Source organism: Arthrobacter sp. R1-13 (assembly GCF_054161475.1).
Map to the genome: position 1 here is coordinate 252,765 of NZ_CP096420.1, position 16,373 is coordinate 269,137.

Below are 16,373 nucleotides of genomic sequence, written 5' to 3' on the forward strand. Positions count from 1 at the left end.
CCCGGGGACTGAGGGCAGAGGTCTAGACGGGTGCGACGTCGTAGTTTCGTCTGCTTTGAGCTCTGGCCCTGCGCCGCCGAAGTTGGCGTTCCGCCCATCCCATCGTTCTGGTCGCCGCGCCCCAGTAGAGGATTCCTGCTGCCAGGGAAACGAGGACAGCGAGGCCTTTGCCCGATTCTTCGACGAGCGGATATACCAACCAATGAGTGACGTAGATATACAGGGAGGCGCTGGCCAACAGGGCGATGAGCCGGTGAAGTCCGCGCGGCACCGTCAGAGTGGGCGCCCAGAGCAGAATGAGGAATCCCACCAGCATTGTTGCGGTGCGGTACTGGTCGCTGAAGGATAGCGGGATGGTCAGGAGCGCAATCGCCGTTACGGCCGCCCGCTGCCACAGCGTTCGGGATGCGGCTGCGGCCCAGCCGAGACCGAACAGCCAGAGAACGGGGCCCTGGCCTGGGTAGCGGGAGTCAATCAAGCCGAAGAACAGCGGCATATCCACAGCTATCAACGCCAGGGCGAAGGCCCACGGCCACCGGCGCTGGGCCCGGTCGGCGGCCGGTATGGCGAGGAGAACCGCGAGGCCCAGCAGGATGTGTACGAGGATCTCGATAAACCAGAACCTGGAATGGTTGCCCCAGCCTTCCGGTCCAAGGAGGGGGTTCAGCAGGAAAACATTGACCCAGGTATAGGTATCTGTCACAGCGAACGCGAAGCCGATGAACGCAATGCTCGGCACGATGATCCGGGCGATACTTCGCAGTTGCCGTTGGAGCCGGGCTCGGCGGGTGCCGGTGAGCTGGAACCGGGCAAAGTTATAGCCGGCGACGGCGATGAGTACGTGGGCGGTGCCGCCCCAGTGGAAGAACCCGACGTGGGTGGAGACGATGAAGATGATGGCGATGGCCCGGAGCACGATCCCCGTCTCCATTGGGGCAAACATCCGCCGGTACACATCGCGGGCTATGCGTCCGACCCTCATCGGTTGCCGGGATTCAGGCGTGCCCGTCGCCGGCGCGGCTGCGGGGTTCTGCGGGCGGTGTGGGGCGGGAACAAGCTCGCAAAGCGGCATCAGGTGCCAGCCCTGCGGGATGTAGCCCAAGGCACGCTCCAGCCGGAGCGATGCTGCTACATATGACAGGGAGTCGCCGCCCAGGGAAACGAAGGTGTCCGTGTCGGCGACGTTTTCCTGTTCCAGGACCTCGGCGAAAATCCTCCGGACGTCAATCCGGGTTTCTCCCGTGTCCTCTGCTGGAACAGTGTCTCGGTCGCGGCCCTCATCGCGAGATGCAAGGGCCTGGACCGCTGGGTAATCAGGCTTACCGTTGGCCAGCCGGGGAATCTCCTGGACGGAACGGAGCTGAATGGCTGCGCGCGGTACGCCTAGGTCATGTGCGAGGGACTTGGCGATCAGGGCGAGGTTGTGGCTTCCTTCCACCGCTGCGACCACTGCGTCATCAGTGCCTGCAGCCGCGGCCGTCAGGCCGAGGTCGGCCAGCAGACGTTCCACCTGGCCCAGGTCCACCCGGAGGCCAACGATTTTGACGAACCTGCTGCGACGGCCGACGATTTCGTACAGGCCGTTCGAACTGCATCTGGCCAGGTCGCCGGTGTGAAGCTCTGTGATGACCCGTCCCAGGGCAAGGTCCTCCGGTCTTTCGGCGTATCCCAGCATCACATTTGGTCCTGTGTAGACAAGCTCAGAGGCGTCGAGGCCCGGCACTGGCTCCAGCCGGAAGGACCCTCCGGGCACGGGAACTCCAATGGCATGCGGATGTTCTGCTGCCATGTCAGGAGGCAGGTAGGCCATCCTGGCGGTGGCCTCGGTCTGGCCGTACATGACAAACAGGTCCCAGCCCTGTCTCCGGCCCAGTTCGGCGTAGGAACGCACCCGGTCCGGGGCGAGCCGCCCGCCCGCCTGGGTAATGTAGCGCAGGCTGGGCAGGTCCTTGTGCTCAAACCCCACCCGCTCCAGCAGGTCGAAGGTGTAGGGAACTGCTGCAAAGGACGTCACGTTTTCGGCGCAGACCAGTTCCCAGAAACAGGGGTCCACTACCGAGAAGTCCGTTAGTGCCAGGGATGCGCCAACCAGGAGGTGGCTGTTCACCACACTCATCCCATAGCAGTACGAGAGGGGAAGTGTGGTTGCAGCTGTGTCGCTGGGACGCAGGTGCAGGTACTCAGCTATCGCCGCCGCGTTGGCTTGGACTGATTCGGCGGACAGGCGGACGAGTTTGGGCGAACCGGTGGAGCCCGAGGTACTTAGCAGGAGCGCCAGTTCCGGGTGCAGCTCATGACGGGTCTCTTCCCGCCTTACGTCCAGAACCGCCTCGCCGTCTGAGGCGTGGACCACGATATCGGGATCGTAGGCTGCGACGAGCATTTCGGCGGCCGTCCCGCCGCCGGTAGGCAGGATGAGCAATGGATTGCCGGAGGAAAGGGCAGCGAGGTATGCCACCAGAGACGGCAGGGAGTTCTCGGCCTCGAGGGCGACCAAGCGCCGCGATGGTCCGAACGCACGGGTCATATCCTCGACACGTCGTGCCAGCTCGCGGTAGCTCACTGATTGGTTTTTTGTCCTGATGGCGGTGCTGTCCCCGAAGCGGGCCAGCTTGGCCGCGAATGAGACACCGGCCAGCTCTGGCTGTACAGTCACCCGCATCACATTAGAAGGTAAAGCTAACCTAACTCAAATGGACAATGTTCAGGCGTCGCCAAAGTTACACCCGGGAAGACCGGTCTGATGGATTTCCGGATTACGAATCCAGCGATATGGGCCGCGATGACCAGGCGGTTGGAGCGCGATCAGCGAACCTGCCGTGGCAATACCCATGCTGAGTACGCCCCATCCCGCTTCCGTTGTGATGGAGGCATAGATCAACCGGGCTAGTCGCCGTCTTCCAGCCCAGCCAACTGCTCCATTTCCAAGGCGGCGAGAAGCTTCGTTACAGGGACGTTGATGGCTTGGGCGGCCGCGGACAGCATGGTGAAGTGTTGCCTGGCCAGAGCGATGGCCAGCTCTGTCGCGGCGTTGGGGCCGTTGCGCTTTACCAACTCACTGACCAGTTCGGTCATGCGGGCGGTCAGTTGCCCCGGCCCTTCTGATTCCTTGGCCGCAATTTTCGTCATAACCACCGCAGCCAAGCCGGCGTCATCATATCTCAGTCCCATTGAAACACTTTAGAGCCGTCCGTCGGGATTTTGTGCTTTTACACGTTGTAAGTTAGACACTTCTTTCAGATAGCCGGCAGCACGTTCCGGTGGTGTGGTTGTGCATTGGCGGCCTGATGTTTGCCGGGCCTTCACCAGCATGGTCTGCAGGTCTTTCGCTTCTGCCCCCAAACGCTTCACAGCAGTGGTTTACGCATCCCAAGAAGTTTCGCGTCATAAAACGGAAGCCGCCCGCGTATAGGGGGAGAGCGGTAGTCATCGCTAATTGGTTTGGGCGAGTGATTGGAAGAATGCTGTGGAGATAGTGGGGGAACTGGTACCCGAGGACGCTGGCGTCTTTGGGTCGGAGGCGGAGCTGATCGGTGGTGTGCGGAACGGGGAGCCGGGTGCGATGGCTGCCCTGTATGAGCGGCACCGGGAACCGGCGCTGAGGTTTGCTCGGTCGCTGATGTCTCAGGCGGAGGATGCTGAAGATGTTCTCCATGAGGCGTTCGCGAACGCTGTTCGCGCTATCCGTAACGGCTTCGGACCCAGCGACACATTTGCGCCTTATCTGAATACCTGTGTGCGCTCGGTCGCAAATAATGCCTGGAAGAGGCAGGCGAAGGAGAGGGCGTCACCGTTCGAAGACCTGGACCCTCTCGCCGTCGCCGTCGAAGACCCCGGCTTGGAAACAGTGCTGAGTGTTTTCGAGCACGAGCACGTCGCGGCGGCAATGCGGACTCTGCCGGAGCGGTGGCGCATGGTGCTTTGGCATGCCGAGGTAATGGGAGAACCGCCAAGGAACATCGCCCCTTTGCTGGGCATCGAAGCTAATGCGGTCTCATCGCTCCTGATCAGGGCCCGTGCCGGGCTTCGCGCCGCCTACGAACATCAGATCCTCCCAATGACAGAACCGGAAGGCGCCGAGCGTGGTGGACTCAACTGAGGGATACGAGGGGAGACCCATGGGTGCAGGTCTTTTTCCCAGTGACATGGTGGGCGTCGAGGGGATGCTGCTTCAGGACCTTGCCGGATCCTACGCGGAATACTGCCATGCCTTGGCAGGCCCCTTTGACCCTGTGAAGATCCTGGCACTCACCGGAGACGTCCTCCAGTCCGTCAGCACTATCCTCTCCACCATCGAGCAGCCCCCCGAGCAGCACACCGAAGACCCAGGAAAGGCCAGGCAATGATTGATGCCCATCACCTCGCCTACGCCGGAGTGCTCCTGGTCTTCCTCGCAGGGGCATCCTTCGTGGCCATTAGCGCCTTCCTAATCTTGGGGACGGCATGGCTCACCGTTGTTGGGGTCCGCTTCATCAAACGCCGCACACCGCACAAGCCGCCAGGCGGGGAATGTAAGCGGAGGAACGCCCTGGAGCCGGTCCTGCCGATGGAGGAGGCACTACGCCAGGCCGCTGCGGGAAAGGCCAACTATCCCCAGGAACGATCCGGGAACCGGGAAAGATCAATCGGGGCACGGACAGGCCCAAGCAGGCGCCTGAGTGCGCAGCGACTCCAGCCATCGGCCCGAACTAAAACTGTTGCCTAACAGTATTGCTCTGCTCCCAGACGCCGTTCGCCCGGGCGAATTTTCCCCGGCAAAACTGCGTCATGAATTGCATTCTCCCGGGTTAACCAAATGTGCGGGCGGTTGATGCCCGGATCTCTCATGCAAATCCCCCCGGATGGAGTTTGAGAGTCCCGCTCAGGGCGCCAAGACGTGAGACTCCTTGCCGCCCAAGGGGACGGGCGGAACAGAGATCCTGAAGAACTGAACCGCCCGTCCCACACCACCACACGTTCGTGTCATGGAAACACAACCAAATATCCATTTGCCTTATAGACGAGAATCCCTGCGGGGTCGTGACGCCAAGCAGCCAGCCAGGACCGCACCGTCACGATCGGTCCTGTTGATCGTCTAATCAGGGACTGCAGGTAGTCTCATCTGCCGTCATCTCGCTGTTTGGATACCGTCGGGTCCAGCTTTACAGTCCATGATGAAGTCGGGTTGCCAATGCATGTAAAAGCAGATTCGTCCCTCAACAGGGTGGCGGTGGTGCGGTTGCTGGTTCTGATACCTCTGATAGTCGGCATCCTTGTGGTTGTGGCTTACTACATCGAGTCGCGGGCCGCGGACAGCCTTGGAAGTCAGGCAGGGACTGCCCGAGAGGTCCAGGTGATAGCCGGATCGGAAAAAGTGACTCTCAGAATCGCAGTTACAAGTGTCCGTCCAGGATCCACTGATGACCTCAACAGATTCGATATCCCATCTGAAGATCAGGACAAGATCCCTCATTACATTTGGTTCAGATCAAAAATCACGTCCGGTTCACTGCATTCAGGGGAACCGTTCCCAATAACGGTCGACCAATGGGAAGCCGTTTCCTCCGGAGGAGAAACGTTGCAGGGCATCCCATTGGGTGACGATCTTCAGCCTTGTCCTCAGATCAGCAGCCAGAAGCTCTCTGCCGGGGAAGCAGATGAAGGATGTTTTATGGTCTTCAACGAAGCCGGGAAAGGCCTGACAAGCGTGTCCCTGAATCTTGTGGGAGGCGAAAATATCCGCTGGAGGTTTTAGGTCAGAGGCCCGCTTCACAGCCCTGTGGCGGGACTAGCTTGTTCAGGCACCCCTTTACGGAACGTCCTGACGTAAGTTCGACCGCCAGTTCCCCATGTGACGCCCAGCGCAACGGCCGATCAAGATTCGCTCAAAAAGGAGACTTTTACAGCGAAGAACCGTCGATTCGAACAATTCGACACCTACTCGTCAGTAGCATCTCTCATTGCCGCTGTGTTCTTTTGGTGGCAGCCTGACCACGATCAACGTGAATTTGGGCCCTACAAACAGCCGCCAGGCCTCCATCCGAGAATCGGCGCGCTCAAAAAAGAAAGTTCACTCTACGATGCTCAGATCTAGAAACCTTCCCGCCCGGAGACCCCTGGCCGCTTCAAGCTTCACCCGTGTTATCGCAGGGGGCGCGGCTCTGATAGCCGTTACCGTTGGATCCGCCGTTGCCGCGTCCGCAACATCAGGATCACCGACCTGCGTCAACCCACTCGCCCAAACTCACAACTTCACAGTCATTGTGGAAGACAACGCTGCTCTTGGCTCAACGGGTGCGGGTGGCGAAATCGAGGGAAGCCTGGCATCTGGCGGGGACGTCAGTTTTGGTCTGTACAACCTTTTGGACCATTCCGATGGGAGCGCGCTGCCGACGATCGGGAGTTCTGCGACCCAGCTCCTGGTGGGAGGAAGTATCGACTACAGCAGCGGGCAGAAGCTTGACCTGAATGCAGGATTCGGCAAGATCACCGACACCAGCGGCCTGAGTGTTACAGCCGATGGGAGGCTCGTGCAGCATGACGCCAACCGCTATGTGAAATCGCAGTTCGGTGCCGGCCAGAGCAGTCTCACCGACTACACGGCAGCCGCCGAGACGTACAGCGAAGCTTTTCCCGCTGACTATTTCAACCGGTTGCGCACTCTGTCGACTCAGTACTCGACTCTGACCGGGGGCGATGACGTCGCCCAGGTTTCCACTACAGGTAGCGGCGAGGTCCAGCTGGTCCTCCAAGAAGGAGAAACCAATGTGTGGAGTGTTAGCGCTACCAGTCTGGCTAGTGTCACCGCAGTAAACTTCGACGGAGCCACTCCCAGCGATGATACGCGGCTGGTTATCAACGTCATCCCCGACGGTTCCACAGAGGTTGGAGGAGTGCGGTTCAACGGTGATCCCGTCTCGGACCGATACTTTGCCCCCTGGGTGGTTTGGAACTTCGAGGGCTGGGAAAACCTGCGCCTTGTTGGTGCGACAGAAATGAGCGGTATGCTGCTGGCCCCTGACGCTGCGCTCGACTACAACCGCAACAACCCGCTTCGTGGCCAGATCCTTGCGGAAAGCATCAACATCACCGCGGCAGGCGAGATCCACCACTGGAGCCATGCAGCGGCGGCTTGCACCGAGGTGACCGTGGCGCCGTCGGCATCGGTTACGCCGACGCCGGACGCCACAGTTACGCCGTCCCCTGAGGTCACGGTTACGCCGTCGTCCACTCCTGAGCCCACCGTCACCCGTCCGGGTCAAGCCGCCACCGTCGGCCCGACGTCGTCGGCAGGCCCCACGCCATCGACGACTGCTCCGGTAGTTGCTTCCACGTCTGAAGCCTCAGCCCCCAGCACCACCGGGACACTGCAGAGCGCTTCATCAGATCAGCTCGCAGAGACTGGCTTCGACCGTGCCTGGATTGTCGCCGTCGCACTCGTCCTGATGCTTGGCGGCGCCCTCGCCGTGGGGTTGAACCGCCGTCATCAAGGCAAGCGGACTGCCGGCAACAGGGCAGGACACTAGTTCCCATAGCGGGTTCCATCCTGCCAATCCCTGCCCCATACGGGCGGGGATTGGCAGGCGGGGTCGAAGCAAGTAAGTTTTTGGCGGATTTGGCGTCATGAAAGGTCATTTCGACCGTGTAGGTGCAAAGTAGTGTCATCGCCTCAAGCAGTTGGGGCTCATCGACGGGGTGAATGACTGTGCAGAATCATGGGGGCATGGCGCTTGGGGAACCGCCACAGCAAGAACATTCGCGTTTTCATGCGGGCAGCATCGCTCCCGCTGGGAAGGTTGCGCTGCAGATCGATCCGTTGATCTCCGGCGCTTCCGAGTCCCACCTGATCGAGGGGGTGAGGAGTGGGGAACAGGCTGCCATGGCTCAGCTCTACGAGCGGCATCGTGAACAGGGAATGAAATTTGCCAGGTCCCTCCTCAACTCTCCCGAGGATGCAGAGGACGTTCTGCATGAAGCCTTTGCCAAAACTGTTAGCGCTATCCGAAGGGGGTTTGGTCCGACAGATAGCTTCGGAGCGTACCTGAGCACCTCCGTTCGGTCGGCGGCAAACTCCCTATGGACCAAACGCGCGCAGGAGAGCCCTTCGTGTTTGGACCACTTGGATCCCGAGGCGGTGGACGACCCTTCCCTGGAAACAATCCTCTCCGTGTTCGAACATGACCGCATTGCCGCGGCGATGCGATCACTACCTGAACGGTGGCGGACTGTGCTGTGGCATGCCGAAGTGATGGGCGAACCGCCCAGGAACATCGCCCCGCTACTTGGCATCCAACCGAATGCTGTTTCAGCTCTGCTTATCCGTGCCCGCGCCGGACTCCGCGCCGCCTATGAGCTGCAGTCGCTCTCCAGATCTGATGGCAGCACGTCCAGTGAGGGCCAGGCGTAGGGATGCGACGGGCGCGAGTGAACTGAACGAACGGGTGGAGCGCCGAAACATCGTTCCGACGCCCCACTCCGGGGCTCTCCGCCTAGTCGGTCCAGGCGGACCGCAGCGGCGTTACCTTCACCGATTTGAGGACTGCACCTCCGTCAGCCGCGAATGCCTCGAGGCCGTCGCTGCCGGCGTCGGGGAAGATCTGGTCCGTGATAACCACCGAGCCGTCCTGGCCGAAGACCTCCACCGAGGACCAGTCGACCAGAACCCGCAGGGTCACCTCGCCGGTGGACCCAACCTTCATAGGGGCACGTTGGACGCCGGCAAAATCGGTACTGAAGCCTACATCGCCCGATTTGGTCCGGTCGACGTAGACCTCTCCGGCTGACCGGTCGTAACCGATCCTGGTCTCCTGGCCGTTACCTGTGCGTACCTTCACCCCGAATTCGCTGGCCGTACCAGGTACGAAGGTTGCCGTCAGCTCGTAGGCCGTGCCTGTGGCCGGCAGTGGTGCAGAGCCTGCAGGAACGGCCACGTTCTTTGCGTTCAGCACTGCTTCCCCGCGCAGGTCCTGCAGCTCGGCGACGGGTTGCTGTACCAGACGCACGCCTTCAGCGCTGCTGCGGAGACCCAGTTCGCGCGGCACGGTCATCGCACTGCGCCAGGGGTCGGTCGGGATGGATCCGGAGTAGTCCCAGTTGTTCATCCAGCCCATCATGACGCGGCGGTCAGAGGGAGCGTCGTCGAAGGTCACACCCGCATAGTTGTCCTTGCCGTAATCGACCCAATGCGCCCGCCGGACGCTGGAAAGCGCTGGCGTGTCCGAGAGGTTGAACTGGTCTGCGAGGATATGGCCCCAGCCGCCGGTGTTGTTGTCTGCCAGCACGATCCGGGCGGTTTTACCTTGAAGGTTGCGCACATCCCAGCCGTTCCAGTCGAGCGCCTCACTGTTTGAGCCGGTGGCCGTCCTGACCACTTGGCCGTCGACGACTAGGCGCACCGAGGTATCGACGGCGCGTGCTGCCGCTGCCTCGTCGGAAAACATGATGTGGTCAACGTTGATGTGTCCCCAGCCGCCGGAGCTCCTGTCGACGATCTGGATTGTGGCGGTCTTGCCGGCGTACTCCGAGACGTCCCAGCCCGTCCAGTTGAGTGCCTCGTTGTTGGCTCCGGTGGCAGACCTGACGATCTTACCGTCGACCACCAGATCAACGGAGGTGGGTTCGCTTGCGGTAAAGGGGTGGTTGCCTCCGCCGACGAGCAGGTTGATGTGGATCTTGGCGATGGTGAATTCCGGGGAGGTGATGGTTCCCTGTGAGGTGTCGTGGTCCATGAAGGTGTTGACCAGCTGCTCGCCGACGTAGCCGGTGACCTGCTGCTGGTCACCGATAGTGCCCTTCACGGGAGCGGTGCCGGCAAAGTCGCCTGTCGCTACCCAGCCATCGCCGTACCCGCTACCTTCGAAGTCCGCGAAGACCTCTCCCGCAGGAGGCGAGGGGTTGAGGGTTGATCCGGGCACGTAGGGGTGCTTGCCGCCGCCCACCTTGAAGTTAAGGTATCCCGCGTCAACAGTGAACTCGGGAGAGGTCAGAGTGCCGGTGCCCCCGTCAAAGTTGTTGAAGCTGTTAGCCAGTCCGGCTCCGACCCAGTCGGAGACACCGCCCTGTCCCGGCAGGTTCCCGGCGGCGGGAGCCGTACCGAAGGCAGTGCCGTCGGGTGCCCATCCGCTGTACGTTCCGTCGTCGAAACTGCCGACGTCGATTCCGGTCGGTGCGACGTACGGTTTGTCGTCCGCGACGAAGTTCTTGCCGTCGAAGGTTCCGGTGAAGTACTGGTTAGCCGATCCGCCGGCGATGCCGCCCGAACCGATGTTGACCAGGAGTACCCATTTGACCTTCTTCTTGTCGCCGTCCACAGGAAGCGGGAAGAGGTCCGGGCACTCCCAGACCCCGCCGATGGCGCCGGCCGGACCGAAGTTGCTGAGATGCTCCCAGGTCTTCAGGTCACTCGAGCGGTAGAAGGCCACCTTGCGCTCGGCGCTCAAGGCCACGCTCATGATCCACTCCTGGCCTTGTTCGTACCAGAACACCTTCGGGTCGCGGAAGTCACGTGAACCGATGTCCAGAACAGGGTTGTCAGCATATTTTGTGAACGTGCGGCCGCGGTCGGTGCTGTAGGCCAGTGCCTGGGACTGGATGCCCGTGGCCTTGTCCAGACGTGTGTACACCGCTACCATGGCCGGGTTGTCCTTGGTGCCGAACCCGCTGGTGTTGTTGGTGTCGATGACGGCACTGCCCGAGAAAACCATCTCAGCGTCGTCATGTGGAATCGCGACGGGCAGCTCGCTCCAGTGCACCATATCCGTGCTTACGGCGTGGCCCCAGGACATGTTCCCCCATTGGTTGCCCGAGGGGTTGTGCTGGTAGAAGAGGTGGTACTCGCCCTCGTAGAACACCATCCCGTTCGGGTCATTCATCCAGTTCTTCTCCGGCGTGTAGTGGAACTGGGGTCGGTACTGCTCGGTGTAGGGGGCGGGTTCGGGTTCTACGGAGGAGGCGGGTGCCCCGGTGGCCATAGTGGCGGCAAGGGCCAGCGCAACGGTGGCGACTGCGGTGGCCGAGCGCCTTCTGCGGAGACGTCTGCTTGGGCCTTGGATAGGGTAATTCACAAAACCACTTCCTTGTGTTGGGGAAATTGCGGGTGCGAGTAATACGTATAACTGTCGTGCGCCCCACGTGGAAGCGAAGAGATTTTCGACGCAGCGACTGTGCAGCAAACCGACGCCTACAAGGACGAAATTGCCCTCCGGTACGCAGGTATGTCGATTAGTTATGCGTATAACTGACGGAACTGTATCCTGCATCACATCGGAGGTCAATGGAATGGTGCGGCTATGACATCTCTTTAGGGTGGGTGACTGACTTGCGTTCAATCAAAGGGCACTCCATCAGCTCGACCCGGCCGTCTGGTTCGGTATTTTGGAGGATCAATTCGACCGCCCGCCGGCCCATTGCGATAAACGGCAATTCAAGGGTGGTCAGGCCGGGACGCAGGTTTGGCGCCAGAATCGCCTGGTTGTCGAACCCTACGATCGAGACGTCGCGGGGGATGGAAAGGTGCAGGTCTGACACAGCCTGGTAGGCACCCCAGGCGCCGCGGTCATTGCCGCAAAAAATTGCGGTTGGTGGTTTGCCGGCGGTCAGCAGTTCCATCGTGTGGGTGTAGCCGTCTTCCTCGCCGCCGCGCCCAAAGCGGATGAGGTTCGGATCGGGTTCCAAGCCGGCCTCGCCGAGGGCTGCGAGGTAGCCTTCATGGCGCCCGACGGCGGCGGGGAGTCCGCTCTCCAAGCTCTGGATGTCGATGAACGCTATCCGGGAGTGCCCCGCGTCCAGCAGCCTGCGGGTGGCGGTGTAGCCCCCGCGTACCTCGTCGGGTGCGACGCTGGGAAGTCGTCCGGCCTTGTCCTGTGAGTTGAGAACAACGGCACGGACACCGGCTAAGGCCTCCGGAACGTCCAGTCGCCGGTGATACATGGCGCCGTAAACCACTCCGGCAACTTTGTACGAGAGCATAGTCTCAAGAGATGCGCCCTCAAGCCCTTTGTCGCCACCGGTATTGACCGTGAGCAGGAGAAGTCCGTCCTCCCATGCCCGCTGTTGCGCCCCTTCGATGATGGCGCCGGCGAACGGGGATGTGGCTACGGAGTCACCAATAAAGCCGATCATCCCGGCCACGCCCTCCCGCAGGGTTTTTGCGTGAGCATTGGTGCGGTAACCCAGTGTGTCCACGGCATCCTGTACACGCTTCTGGGTTTCTGCAGAGAACCGTGAACCACCGGCTGAATTCAGCACCAAAGATACGGTGGCCTGCGAGACTCCTGCGGCTGCGGCAACATCGTGCATCGTGGGGCCCGACTTGGGCCGTGATCCAGCCATGGGCACCTCCCTGGGCCACTAATGAGAACAGTTATTCGTATAACTCGGAAACCGTATCCTGCATCACAAGCAGCGTCAATAGAGCTCAAGCTCGAGCAGAATGGTGCCGTTCCGGACGGTTATATTCTGTTGGCTTTCCGCAGTGCCTGTTGCTCAGCCGTTGCCGATCCATTCCGGCGGACTTGCAGGCAGCGACGGGGTGCGGGTTGACTTGCGGAATGAACGCGCATCCCTCCCAGGCTGGGGTTCCTGAGCGCCGGCTGGTGCTCATCATCGGCCCGATTGCCTCGGGAAAAAGCACATTGGCAGACACCCTTGCAGGCAAGTTGCGTAGGAGTGGCGAGACGGTGGTCGTGGTTGGACTAGATACTGTGGCGGAGATGGCCCTGCCAACCTTGCCTGACTGGACCTGGGCGCACGAGGTCCATGGGCGCCTGGTTGGGGCCTGGCTGGACACTCCGATTCCGACCGTCATCGCCGAGGGGCCCGAAACCCCTGAGGAGATTGGGCAGATCATGGCTCATGTTGGTCCGGATGTCAGCGTCCAGAGGGTGCTGATCACAGCTAAGTATGAAACAGCGCTGGCACGGGCCAGCTCCGACCCGTCCCGGGGGCTGTCAAAGGAGCCGGAATTTCTCCGGCGGATGTATCAACGGTTCGAGCGGACGCGGACTGACATTTCCCATGACGTTGTGTTCGACACAGAGGAACTATCGTCGGATGACATGGCGCAACGGATCATCGAGGGGCTTCCCAAGCTACCGGGCGCCAGCCGTAAGTGAGATGCAGATTGGGTACTAGAAGCGATCGGGGCGGCAACCTGATAACGCAGATTCGGCGATGCCGTCGACCAATTCCCGCGCAATAAGGCGGCCCACGGCCGGCGCAAGCGTGACGGCCGAGTGCATCACCGCCAGGTAGAGACCAGGCACATCCGCTACCGGACCGATGATCGGCTCACCGTCGGCCGGCATTGGGCGTACTCCGAGTCGTGTGCTGATCAGTTCAACGCTCCCGGCGCCGCGGAAACCCGACCGGACGGCGGCGAGGGTCCGTTCGGGCGAGTCCGCGGCCGCGATCAGCCGGTCCCTGGCGACCTGCCGGAGATCGAAGTCCTGAGTGTTGACCACTGTGTTGACCAGGCCAGCCGGAGCCCGAAGCCGGAAGAGCGGGCACGGCGACGGCTCGACCGGGACACGCAAGCCGAGCGGCGCGCCCAGCGCGGGCGTGGCAATGCCGGCGGCCAACACCACAGTCGTACTGGAGAGGGGTCCAACGGCGGTGTCGACCCCCGCAACCTGGCCCGCTGGGCCCCGGCGGACACCGACGGCTGAGGTGTCCAGGTGTATCAGGGCGCCATGGTCGCGGGCGCCCGCGACCAGCCGCTGGGTAACGCCCATCGAGTCGACGGCACCGTCGCCGGGTGCCCATACGGCCCACTCCGGAGGCTGTCGAAGGTTGGGCTCGAGCGTCATCACGGTGGTGGCGTCCACAATCTCCTGCCCCGGCCCGGCCTCTGGCGGGCCGCCTTCTGTGCGCCAGCTAAGGGAGCCAGACCAGTTCACCGGGAGTCCCGGCAACTCGGCCTCAACTCGGCGGTATTCCTCCATCGCGGTGGCCCGTATCCTGGCAGCCGGACCTGTACGCACGCCGGACGCTCCGACCCAAGCGAACGAGTCCGCCGTCACGCCGGCGCCTGGCTGCCCGGCGTCGACCAATGTCACGGAGGCACCTGCCCGGGCTGAGTGATAAGCCACCGACGCGCCGACGATGCCGGCGCCGACGACGATTATGTGCCTACCCACATGTGCGCTCAACACGTTGATGGCCTTACTGTCCGCATCGGCTCCCAAGCTGACATGATGCGGCTTAACGTGCTACGTCCCAGTTCGCTCATGGTCGGGTTAGTCTGGCGGTAATACCAGACAAGACCCATGGCCTGCACTAGTGCCCATGCCATGCCGCGACCCCACTCGGTGTCATCGCAGCCCAGCGACTCCCGAAATTTGTTCCTGGGTCTTTCATCCAGGAGATGCCAACCGGCCACCAGATCCAATGCAGGGTCGGCCGGGCCGAAGCCCCCTCCGTCCAGCACGCCGGAGAGCCGACCGTCTCTAACCAATAAGTTTGCGGGGATGAGGTCCATATGGGACATCACGTCCGACCCGCTGCTCGGCAGCTCCCTTAACTCCGACCACAGGCCCCGGAATCGGTTGACGTCGAAGAGACTTTCGCTTTCGCGAAAGCATTTTTCCATCCAATCATCGTGATCGGTCAGCTGGCCGCCCCTGCCTGAACCAGAGAAAAGACGCCCCTTCGTATCTGCCGAGCGGAAACCGTTGATCAGAGTCACAAGGTCGCCGGCGAATGCCGGATTATTACCCGAGGTGCGCGGTGTGGCAGTTTCCCCCGGCAGCCAGGTCTGGACAGACCAAGGCAGCGGATAGCCATCTCCTGGAGACCCGATGGCCAGCGGCGTGGGCGTCGGATAGACACTAGCCGTTGCCATTTCAACGCTTGCCGCCGCTTCTCTTTCCAGTATCAGTCGGGTCTCAACCGGATCCGACCCCACGAGTGGGAAACGTGCTACCAGTGTCGATCCAATCTGAAAAATGGCGTTGACAGTTCCCGACCCGACGACCGGCTTTACGGGCAGCTTGGACCACTCCGGAAACTGGTGCCGGATCAACCGCCTGGCTATCGAATCGTCCACGTGGTGCTGGCCGATATGCATTCCCATGGAGCAAGCCTGTCGGCAGACTGACAGGAAGGCAAACCATCTGCCCAAGGTGGCGGCCCCTTTAAACCCCGCATAGGCCAGGTTGGCGGATTCGTCCGGTTAATCGCCCAGTCTCTCGGCGCTGCGGACCCACCGTGAGCCGGAGCCTTCGGCTGCGGCTTCATCTTCGGGGTTGAAGAGCGTGCATTTTCCGAGGGAGAGGCATCCGCAGCCGATGCAGCCGTCGAGGTCAGACGCGAGGCGTTGAAGCACTTCGATGCGCATCGCGACGAGGCGCGCCCAATTGCGGGACATGTTGGTCCAGTCCCGCTGGGTGGGCGGGCGGTCTCGGGGGAGGTCGTTCAGGGCGTTGGCGATCTGCTGGAGGCTGAGTCCGACGCGCTGACCGGCGGCGATTAGTGCGAGCCGGCGCAGGGTGTGGCGGGGAAAGGCTCGGTGCCCGCCAGTGGTCCGAACGGCGTCGATCAGATTGCGTTCTTCGTAGTAGCGAAGGGTCGGGACGCTGACGCCAGCGCGCTTGGCGAGTTCCCCGATGCTGAGCAATTCGTTGGGCGCGATGTGTGGCATCGGCTCAGTCTTTCATCGAGAGAATTTGACCTCAAGTGGACTTGAGATTATTTGATGGCGTTATGGACATCAGAGAAGTAGTACTTCCAGCACGAGACACAGAAACCATAGAGCGCTTCTACGGAGGTGTATTGGGCTTGGATACAGTGGGTGATCTAACCCGAATGACCGTAATGCTTGGAAGCACGCGGATAGTGTTCGAGAAGAGTGCCTACGAAGGCGCCCATCACTTGGCCTTCACGATCCCGACAGGAATGTTCACGCAGGCCAAGGATTGGATCGCGGAACGGGCGACGCTGCTTGGACGAGATGGAGTAGTCGAGTTTGAGGGGCCGGCCAGCTGGGACTCGCGTTCGGTGTACTTCGATGGACCAGATGACCAGGTCCTCGAGCTCATCGAGCGACGCGGGCTGCAGCATACGATCGCCGATCAGTTCGGCCCGGGTGGCCTCCTTTGTGTGAGCGAGGTGGGTGTGGCCGTGCCCGACGTTCTCGCGAGCGTCGACCACTTGTACGCCAAGGGGATCGAGCCATATGGGGGCCCGCCGGGCGAGGGTTTCGCAGCTGTCGGTGACATCCACGGCATGCTGATTCTCGTCTCCCCCGGACGCGGCTGGATGCCGACCGGGGATCGATACGCCCAGCAGGCGCCTGTCGTCATCCGGGCAGACGGAGCCGCCGCAACGGAACTCACGTTTCTCTAAGGCCGCCAACAGCCGCTCGTGGTCCTCCATGTGCACGTCTCCCCTGAAGCTGT

The 16,373-nt window shown here is 61.7% G+C and carries 16 protein-coding genes; 8 read left to right on the forward strand and 8 right to left on the reverse strand.

Features of this window, described 5'->3' with window-relative positions; all coding sequences use genetic code 11:
* Positions 1 to 22: 22 nt before the first annotated feature.
* The 3 genes from M1D88_RS01300 to M1D88_RS01310 all read right to left on the reverse strand — a co-directional run bounded on the left by M1D88_RS01300 (position 23) and on the right by M1D88_RS01310 (position 3,351).
* Positions 23 to 2,662 (reverse strand): AMP-binding protein, encoded by a 2,640-nt coding sequence (locus tag M1D88_RS01300; protein WP_458112825.1) that lies wholly within the window; start codon positions 2,660 to 2,662, stop codon positions 23 to 25.
* A gap of 224 nt (positions 2,663 to 2,886) precedes the next feature.
* Positions 2,887 to 3,171 (reverse strand): hypothetical protein, encoded by a 285-nt coding sequence (locus M1D88_RS01305; RefSeq protein WP_458112826.1) that lies wholly within the window; start codon positions 3,169 to 3,171, stop codon positions 2,887 to 2,889.
* 9 nt (positions 3,172 to 3,180) lie between these two features.
* Complete coding sequence (locus M1D88_RS01310) at positions 3,181 to 3,351, reverse strand: hypothetical protein (protein WP_458112827.1); 171 nt, start codon at positions 3,349 to 3,351, stop codon at positions 3,181 to 3,183.
* Positions 3,352 to 3,466: 115 nt separating this feature from the next.
* Between M1D88_RS01310 and M1D88_RS01315 the strand changes: the two genes are divergently transcribed.
* The 6 genes from M1D88_RS01315 (at position 3,467) to M1D88_RS01340 (ending at position 8,386) form a co-directional block, all read left to right on the forward strand.
* Positions 3,467 to 4,099 (forward strand): RNA polymerase sigma factor, encoded by a 633-nt coding sequence (locus M1D88_RS01315; RefSeq protein WP_458112828.1) that lies wholly within the window; start codon positions 3,467 to 3,469, stop codon positions 4,097 to 4,099.
* A 19-nt stretch (positions 4,100 to 4,118) separates the two neighbouring features.
* Positions 4,119 to 4,346, forward strand: a complete 228-nt coding sequence (locus M1D88_RS01320) for a hypothetical protein (protein WP_458112829.1) — start codon at positions 4,119 to 4,121, stop codon at positions 4,344 to 4,346.
* Positions 4,343 to 4,705, forward strand: a complete 363-nt coding sequence (locus M1D88_RS01325) for a hypothetical protein (protein ID WP_458112830.1) — start codon at positions 4,343 to 4,345, stop codon at positions 4,703 to 4,705. The genes M1D88_RS01320 and M1D88_RS01325 overlap by 4 nt, the downstream gene beginning before the upstream one ends.
* Positions 4,706 to 5,170: 465 nt before the next feature.
* Positions 5,171 to 5,734: a hypothetical protein gene (locus tag M1D88_RS01330; protein ID WP_458112831.1), complete on the forward strand. Its 564-nt coding sequence runs from the start codon at positions 5,171 to 5,173 to the stop codon at positions 5,732 to 5,734.
* Between the two features lie 325 nt (positions 5,735 to 6,059).
* The gene (locus M1D88_RS01335; protein WP_458112832.1) at positions 6,060 to 7,505 is read left to right on the forward strand and encodes a collagen-binding domain-containing protein; all 1,446 of its coding nucleotides are present in this window, start codon (positions 6,060 to 6,062) and stop codon (positions 7,503 to 7,505) included.
* Positions 7,506 to 7,678: 173 nt separating this feature from the next.
* Positions 7,679 to 8,386 (forward strand): RNA polymerase sigma factor, encoded by a 708-nt coding sequence (locus tag M1D88_RS01340; protein ID WP_458112833.1) that lies wholly within the window; start codon positions 7,679 to 7,681, stop codon positions 8,384 to 8,386.
* An 82-nt stretch (positions 8,387 to 8,468) separates the two neighbouring features.
* Here the strand turns inward: M1D88_RS01340 and M1D88_RS01345 are convergent, their stop codons facing one another.
* Complete coding sequence (locus tag M1D88_RS01345) at positions 8,469 to 11,042, reverse strand: GH32 C-terminal domain-containing protein (protein ID WP_458112834.1); 2,574 nt, start codon at positions 11,040 to 11,042, stop codon at positions 8,469 to 8,471.
* A 223-nt stretch (positions 11,043 to 11,265) separates the two neighbouring features.
* Positions 11,266 to 12,309, reverse strand: a complete 1,044-nt coding sequence (locus M1D88_RS01350) for a LacI family DNA-binding transcriptional regulator (protein ID WP_458112835.1) — start codon at positions 12,307 to 12,309, stop codon at positions 11,266 to 11,268.
* Between the two features lie 218 nt (positions 12,310 to 12,527).
* Here M1D88_RS01350 and M1D88_RS01355 point away from each other — a divergent pair, with 218 nt between their 5' ends.
* Entirely contained in the window at positions 12,528 to 13,091 is a 564-nt protein-coding gene (locus M1D88_RS01355; protein ID WP_458112836.1) for an AAA family ATPase, read from the forward strand.
* Positions 13,092 to 13,106: 15 nt separating this feature from the next.
* On the opposite strand, the gene M1D88_RS01360 is transcribed toward M1D88_RS01355, so the two are convergent.
* The 3 genes from M1D88_RS01360 to soxR all read right to left on the reverse strand — a co-directional run bounded on the left by M1D88_RS01360 (position 13,107) and on the right by soxR (position 15,616).
* Positions 13,107 to 14,114 (reverse strand): NAD(P)/FAD-dependent oxidoreductase, encoded by a 1,008-nt coding sequence (locus tag M1D88_RS01360; protein ID WP_458112837.1) that lies wholly within the window; start codon positions 14,112 to 14,114, stop codon positions 13,107 to 13,109.
* An 8-nt stretch (positions 14,115 to 14,122) separates the two neighbouring features.
* Positions 14,123 to 15,049, reverse strand: coding sequence for an aminoglycoside phosphotransferase family protein (locus tag M1D88_RS01365; protein ID WP_458112838.1), 927 nt, complete (start codon positions 15,047 to 15,049; stop codon positions 14,123 to 14,125).
* A 99-nt stretch (positions 15,050 to 15,148) separates the two neighbouring features.
* Positions 15,149 to 15,616 (reverse strand): redox-sensitive transcriptional activator SoxR, encoded by a 468-nt coding sequence (gene soxR, locus M1D88_RS01370; protein ID WP_458112839.1) that lies wholly within the window; start codon positions 15,614 to 15,616, stop codon positions 15,149 to 15,151.
* Between the two features lie 164 nt (positions 15,617 to 15,780).
* Here soxR and M1D88_RS01375 point away from each other — a divergent pair, with 164 nt between their 5' ends.
* On the forward strand, positions 15,781 to 16,320 hold the full coding sequence (locus tag M1D88_RS01375) for a hypothetical protein (protein ID WP_458112840.1): 540 nt from the start codon (positions 15,781 to 15,783) through the stop codon (positions 16,318 to 16,320).
* Positions 16,321 to 16,373 lie beyond the last annotated feature (53 nt).

Coding starts and splice junctions, on each gene's coding strand:
- M1D88_RS01375 (WP_458112840.1), top strand. CDS start 15,781: ATGACCGTAATGCTTGGAAGCACGCGGATAGTGTTCGAGAAGAGTGCC.
- M1D88_RS01350 (WP_458112835.1), bottom strand. CDS start 12,309: ATGGCTGGATCACGGCCCAAGTCGGGCCCCACGATGCACGATGTTGCC.
- M1D88_RS01340 (WP_458112833.1), top strand. CDS start 7,679: ATGACTGTGCAGAATCATGGGGGCATGGCGCTTGGGGAACCGCCACAG.
- M1D88_RS01330 (WP_458112831.1), top strand. CDS start 5,171: ATGCATGTAAAAGCAGATTCGTCCCTCAACAGGGTGGCGGTGGTGCGG.
- M1D88_RS01305 (WP_458112826.1), bottom strand. CDS start 3,171: ATGGGACTGAGATATGATGACGCCGGCTTGGCTGCGGTGGTTATGACG.
- M1D88_RS01365 (WP_458112838.1), bottom strand. CDS start 15,049: ATGGGAATGCATATCGGCCAGCACCACGTGGACGATTCGATAGCCAGG.
- M1D88_RS01335 (WP_458112832.1), top strand. CDS start 6,060: ATGCTCAGATCTAGAAACCTTCCCGCCCGGAGACCCCTGGCCGCTTCA.
- soxR (WP_458112839.1), bottom strand. CDS start 15,616: ATGCCACACATCGCGCCCAACGAATTGCTCAGCATCGGGGAACTCGCC.
- M1D88_RS01355 (WP_458112836.1), top strand. CDS start 12,528: ATGAACGCGCATCCCTCCCAGGCTGGGGTTCCTGAGCGCCGGCTGGTG.
- M1D88_RS01300 (WP_458112825.1), bottom strand. CDS start 2,662: ATGCGGGTGACTGTACAGCCAGAGCTGGCCGGTGTCTCATTCGCGGCC.
- M1D88_RS01325 (WP_458112830.1), top strand. CDS start 4,343: ATGATTGATGCCCATCACCTCGCCTACGCCGGAGTGCTCCTGGTCTTC.
- M1D88_RS01320 (WP_458112829.1), top strand. CDS start 4,119: ATGGGTGCAGGTCTTTTTCCCAGTGACATGGTGGGCGTCGAGGGGATG.